This window comes from Acinetobacter sp. Ac_5812, from assembly GCF_013072695.1.
Classification (GTDB): Bacteria; Pseudomonadota; Gammaproteobacteria; order Pseudomonadales; family Moraxellaceae; genus Acinetobacter.
In genome coordinates, this window is the sequence record NZ_LXUK01000028.1 from 1 (window position 1) to 5,415 (window position 5,415).

The 5,415-nt window shown below is 48.9% G+C and carries 2 tRNA genes and 2 rRNA genes; all 4 read right to left on the reverse strand.

Features of this window, described 5'->3' with window-relative positions:
- Positions 1-164: 164 nt before the first annotated feature.
- The 4 genes from A7P55_RS22445 to A7P55_RS22460 all read right to left on the reverse strand — a co-directional run bounded on the left by A7P55_RS22445 (position 165) and on the right by A7P55_RS22460 (position 5,259).
- A 23S ribosomal RNA gene (locus tag A7P55_RS22445) occupies positions 165-3,056 on the reverse strand.
- 398 nt (positions 3,057-3,454) lie between these two features.
- Positions 3,455-3,530: transfer RNA gene (locus A7P55_RS22450), tRNA-Ala, on the reverse strand.
- Between the two features lie 55 nt (positions 3,531-3,585).
- A tRNA-Ile gene (locus tag A7P55_RS22455) sits at positions 3,586-3,662 on the reverse strand.
- Between the two features lie 59 nt (positions 3,663-3,721).
- Positions 3,722-5,259: ribosomal RNA gene (locus A7P55_RS22460) — 16S ribosomal RNA — on the reverse strand.
- The 16S and 23S rRNA genes sit together here with 2 tRNA genes alongside, the layout of an rRNA operon.
- Between the last annotated feature and the right edge of the window lie 156 nt (positions 5,260-5,415).

A 5,415-nucleotide genomic window follows, 5' to 3' on the forward strand; every position in this document is an offset into this window, starting at 1 on the left:
ATCGTATGCCTTACTTACGGTCCAAAGAGTTATTAACGGATTAGTTAATTGAGTCGGTATTGTAACTAGTTTCTTCACTAAATCAAGTTCAATCAGTTGTTTTCACTTCTGACTGTTTGGTTTTGAATCGAATTGAGCTTTATATACAACTGCTTGGGTGTTGTATAGTCAAGCCTCACGAGCAATTAGTATTGGTCAGCTTCACACGTCACCGTGCTTCCACACCCAACCTATCAACGTCCTAGTCTCGAACGGCTCTTTAGAGGAATAAATTCCTAGGGAAATCTTATCTTGAGGTAGGCTTCCCGCTTAGATGCTTTCAGCGGTTATCCCTTCCGAACATAGCTACCCGGCGATGCGACTGGCGTCACAACCGGTACACCAGAGGTTCGTCCACTCTGGTCCTCTCGTACTAGGAGCAGATCCTCTCAAATTTCCAGCGCCCACGGTAGATAGGGACCGAACTGTCTCACGACGTTCTAAACCCAGCTCGCGTACCTCTTTAAATGGCGAACAGCCATACCCTTGGGACCTGCTTCAGCCCCAGGATGAGATGAGCCGACATCGAGGTGCCAAACACCGCCGTCGATATGAACTCTTGGGCGGTATCAGCCTGTTATCCCCAGAGTACCTTTTATCCGTTGAGCGATGGCCCTTCCATACAGAACCACCGGATCACTAAGACCTACTTTCGTACCTGCTCGACTTGTGGGTCTCGCAGTTAAGCGCGCTTTTGCCTTTATACTCTACGCGTGATTTCCGACCACGCTGAGCGCACCTTCGTACTCCTCCGTTACTCTTTAGGAGGAGACCGCCCCAGTCAAACTACCCACCAGACATGGTCCTCGCCCCGGATTACGGGGCAGAGTTAGAACCTCAACATTACCAGGGTGGTATTTCAAGGACGGCTCCATACAAACTAGCGTTCGTACTTCAAAGCCTCCCACCTATCCTACACAAGTAAGGTCAAAGTTCAATGTCAAGCTGCAGTAAAGGTTCACGGGGTCTTTCCGTCTAGCCGCGGGTACACTGCATCTTCACAGCGATTTCGATTTCACTGAGCCTCTGCTGGAGACAGCGCCGCCATCATTATGCCATTCGTGCAGGTCGGAACTTACCCGACAAGGAATTTCGCTACCTTAGGACCGTTATAGTTACGGCCGCCGTTTACTGGGGCTTCGATCAAGAGCTTCGCTTACGCTAACCCCATCAATTAACCTTCCAGCACCGGGCAGGCATCACACCCTATACGTCCACTTTCGTGTTTGCAGAGTGCTATGTTTTTAATAAACAGTTGCAGCGGCCTGGTTTCTGTGGCTGCCAATAGCTCAGGGAGCAAGTCCCATCACCGTCAGCAGCGTACCTTCTCCCGAAGTTACGGTACCATTTTGCCTAGTTCCTTCAGCAGAGTTCTCTCAAGCGCTTTGGTCTACTCGACCTGACCACCTGTGTCGGTTTCGGGTACGATTCCTGTGTAACTGAAGCTTAGAGACTTTTCCTGGAAGCATGGTATCAGCCACTTCACTGTACAAGTACAGCTTGCTATCAGCTCTCAGCATAGAGCACCCCGGATTTGCCTAAGATGCATGCCTACTGCCTTCCACCTGGACAACCAACGCCAGGCTGACTTAACCTTCTCCGTCCTCTCATCGCATTACACAGAAGTATTGGAATATTAACCAATTTCCCATCGACTACGCCTCTCGGCCTCGCCTTAGGGGTCGACTCACCCAGCCCCGATTAACGTTGGACTGGAACCCTTGGTCTTTCAGCGAACGGGTTTTTCACCCGTTTTGTCGTTACTCACGTCAGCATTCGCACTTCTGATACCTCCAGCATACTTCTCAATACACCTTCATCGGCTTACAGAACGCTCCCCTACCACTTGACTTAAAGTCAAATCCGCAGCTTCGGCACATAGTTTTAGCCCCGTTACATCTTCCGCGCAGGCCGACTCGACTAGTGAGCTATTACGCTTTCTTTAAAGGGTGGCTGCTTCTAAGCCAACCTCCTAGCTGTCTATGCCTTCCCACATCGTTTCCCACTTAACTATGATTTTGGGGCCTTAGCTGGCGGTCTGGATTGTTTTCCTCTTGACTACGGACGTTAGCACCCGCAGTCTGTCTCCCGGATAGTACTCATTGGTATTCGGAGTTTGCATCGGTTTGGTAAGTCGGGATGACCCCCTAGCCGAAACAGTGCTCTACCCCCAATGGTATTCGTCCGAGGCGCTACCTAAATAGCTTTCGGGGAGAACCAGCTATCACCAGGCTTGATTAGCCTTTCACCCCTATCCACAAGTCATCCCCTGGCTTTTCAACGACAGTGGGTTCGGTCCTCCAGTTAGTGTTACCCAACCTTCAACCTGCTCATGGATAGATCGCCTGGTTTCGGGTCTATACCCAGCAACTAAACGCCCTATTAAGACTCGATTTCTCTACGGCTCCCCTATTCGGTTAACCTTGCTACTGAATATAAGTCGCTGACCCATTATACAAAAGGTACGCAGTCACCGAACAAGTCGGCTCCCACTGCTTGTATGCATGCGGTTTCAGGATCTATTTCACTCCCCTCACAGGGGTTCTTTTCGCCTTTCCCTCACGGTACTGGTTCACTATCGGTCAGTCAGGAGTATTTAGCCTTGGAGGATGGTCCCCCCATATTCAGACAAGGTTTCACGTGCCTCGCCCTACTCGTCATCATTGTGTGTGCCCTTTCGTGTACGGGAATATCACCCTCTACGTTCGCACTTCCCAGAGCGTTCCACTAGAACACACACAACTTAATGGGCTGCTCCCCGTTCGCTCGCCGCTACTAAGGGAATCTCAATTGATTTCTTTTCCTAAGGGTACTGAGATGTTTCACTTCCCCTCGTTCGCTTCATAAGCCTATGTATTCAGCTTATGATACCCGCCTTATAGCGGGTGGGTTCCCCCATTCAGAAATCTCCGGATCAAAGGATATTTGCCGCCTCCCCGGAGCTTATCGCAGGCTATTACGTCTTTCATCGCCTCTGACTGCCAAGGCATCCACCACATGCACTTAATTACTTGACTATACAACCCCAAACAGTCGTTAACACATACAAGTGAGTGTTAGCGTTGCAAACTTAATTGCTACTATCTGTTGTCTGTGAATTTAATCACTATACAGCTTCAATCTAATTCATATACCAAAACGCTTGATTCAGTGTTTTTGCTAGTTCTCAGATTAATTCTTCATCCAACTGCAATACTTACGTATTACCGTTAGTCTCAAATTAATCGAGTTTGAACAATTTATTTCAGACTCAATTTTCTAATCTGTTAATGATTAACTACCACCTCGTCGGTGCGTAGTAAACTGTGATAAATCACAGAAGTTAATAAACCAAGACCATGCGATCTTCTTGTTTACTAAATTCTATAAGCTATCTTGGAATTTAACTTTAGTTTCTACATTACTTCGTAATGTATGGTGGAGACTAGGAGAGTCGAACTCCTGACCTCCTGCGTGCAAAGCAGGCGCTCTACCAACTAAGCTAAGTCCCCAGCTTATCACTTAATGAACGACATATCTTTCAATCTAAGCTACTGCAATCAGATTTGGTGGGTCTGACAAGACTTGAACTTGTGACCCCACGCTTATCAAGCGTGTGCTCTAACCAACTGAGCTACAGACCCTCAGATACATCTTCGAAGAACAACTTGTTGTGGATTCTTACCGGTCACCAATCTTTCGTTAAGGAGGTGATCCAGCCGCAGGTTCCCCTACGGCTACCTTGTTACGACTTCACCCCAGTCATCGGCCACACCGTGGTAAGCGTCCTCCTTACGGTTAGACTACCTACTTCTGGTGCAACAAACTCCCATGGTGTGACGGGCGGTGTGTACAAGGCCCGGGAACGTATTCACCGCGGCATTCTGATCCGCGATTACTAGCGATTCCGACTTCATGGAGTCGAGTTGCAGACTCCAATCCGGACTACGATCGGCTTTTTGAGATTAGCATCCTATCGCTAGGTAGCAACCCTTTGTACCGACCATTGTAGCACGTGTGTAGCCCTGGTCGTAAGGGCCATGATGACTTGACGTCGTCCCCGCCTTCCTCCAGTTTGTCACTGGCAGTATCCTTAAAGTTCCCGGCTTAACCCGCTGGCAAATAAGGAAAAGGGTTGCGCTCGTTGCGGGACTTAACCCAACATCTCACGACACGAGCTGACGACAGCCATGCAGCACCTGTATGTAAGTTCCCGAAGGCACCAATCCATCTCTGGAAAGTTCTTACTATGTCAAGACCAGGTAAGGTTCTTCGCGTTGCATCGAATTAAACCACATGCTCCACCGCTTGTGCGGGCCCCCGTCAATTCATTTGAGTTTTAGTCTTGCGACCGTACTCCCCAGGCGGTCTACTTATCGCGTTAGCTGCGCCACTAAAGCCTCAAAGGCCCCAACGGCTAGTAGACATCGTTTACGGCATGGACTACCAGGGTATCTAATCCTGTTTGCTCCCCATGCTTTCGTACCTCAGCGTCAGTATTAGGCCAGATGGCTGCCTTCGCCATCGGTATTCCTCCAGATCTCTACGCATTTCACCGCTACACCTGGAATTCTACCATCCTCTCCCATACTCTAGCTGACCAGTATCGAATGCAATTCCTAAGTTAAGCTCAGGGATTTCACATCCGACTTAATCAGCCGCCTACGCACGCTTTACGCCCAGTAAATCCGATTAACGCTCGCACCCTCTGTATTACCGCGGCTGCTGGCACAGAGTTAGCCGGTGCTTATTCTGCGAGTAACGTCCACTCATCCTAGGTATTAACTAGGAGAGCCTCCTCCTCGCTTAAAGTGCTTTACAACCAAAAGGCCTTCTTCACACACGCGGCATGGCTGGATCAGGCTTCCGCCCATTGTCCAATATTCCCCACTGCTGCCTCCCGTAGGAGTCTGGGCCGTGTCTCAGTCCCAGTGTGGCGGATCATCCTCTCAGACCCGCTACAGATCGTCGCCTTGGTAGGCCTTTACCCCACCAACTAGCTAATCCGACTTAGGCTCATCATTTAGCGCAAGGTCCGAAGATCCCCTGCTTTCTCCCGTAGGACGTATGCGGTATTAGCATTCCTTTCGGAATGTTGTCCCCCACTAAATGGCAGATTCCTAAGCATTACTCACCCGTCCGCCGCTAAGTGATAGTGCAAGCACCATCACTCCGCTCGACTTGCATGTGTTAAGCCTGCCGCCAGCGTTCAATCTGAGCCATGATCAAACTCTTCAGTTTAAAATCATTAGTAGCTTATGGCTACAAATCTTGGCTCATCAATTTTCTGACTAAAAATTCGCTCAAATAAACTTCGAGAAATTTCTACCATTCAATCAATGAAATATTTTCGATTGATCAACCAGTAAAAATCCACACAAGTTGTTCTTCTATTCT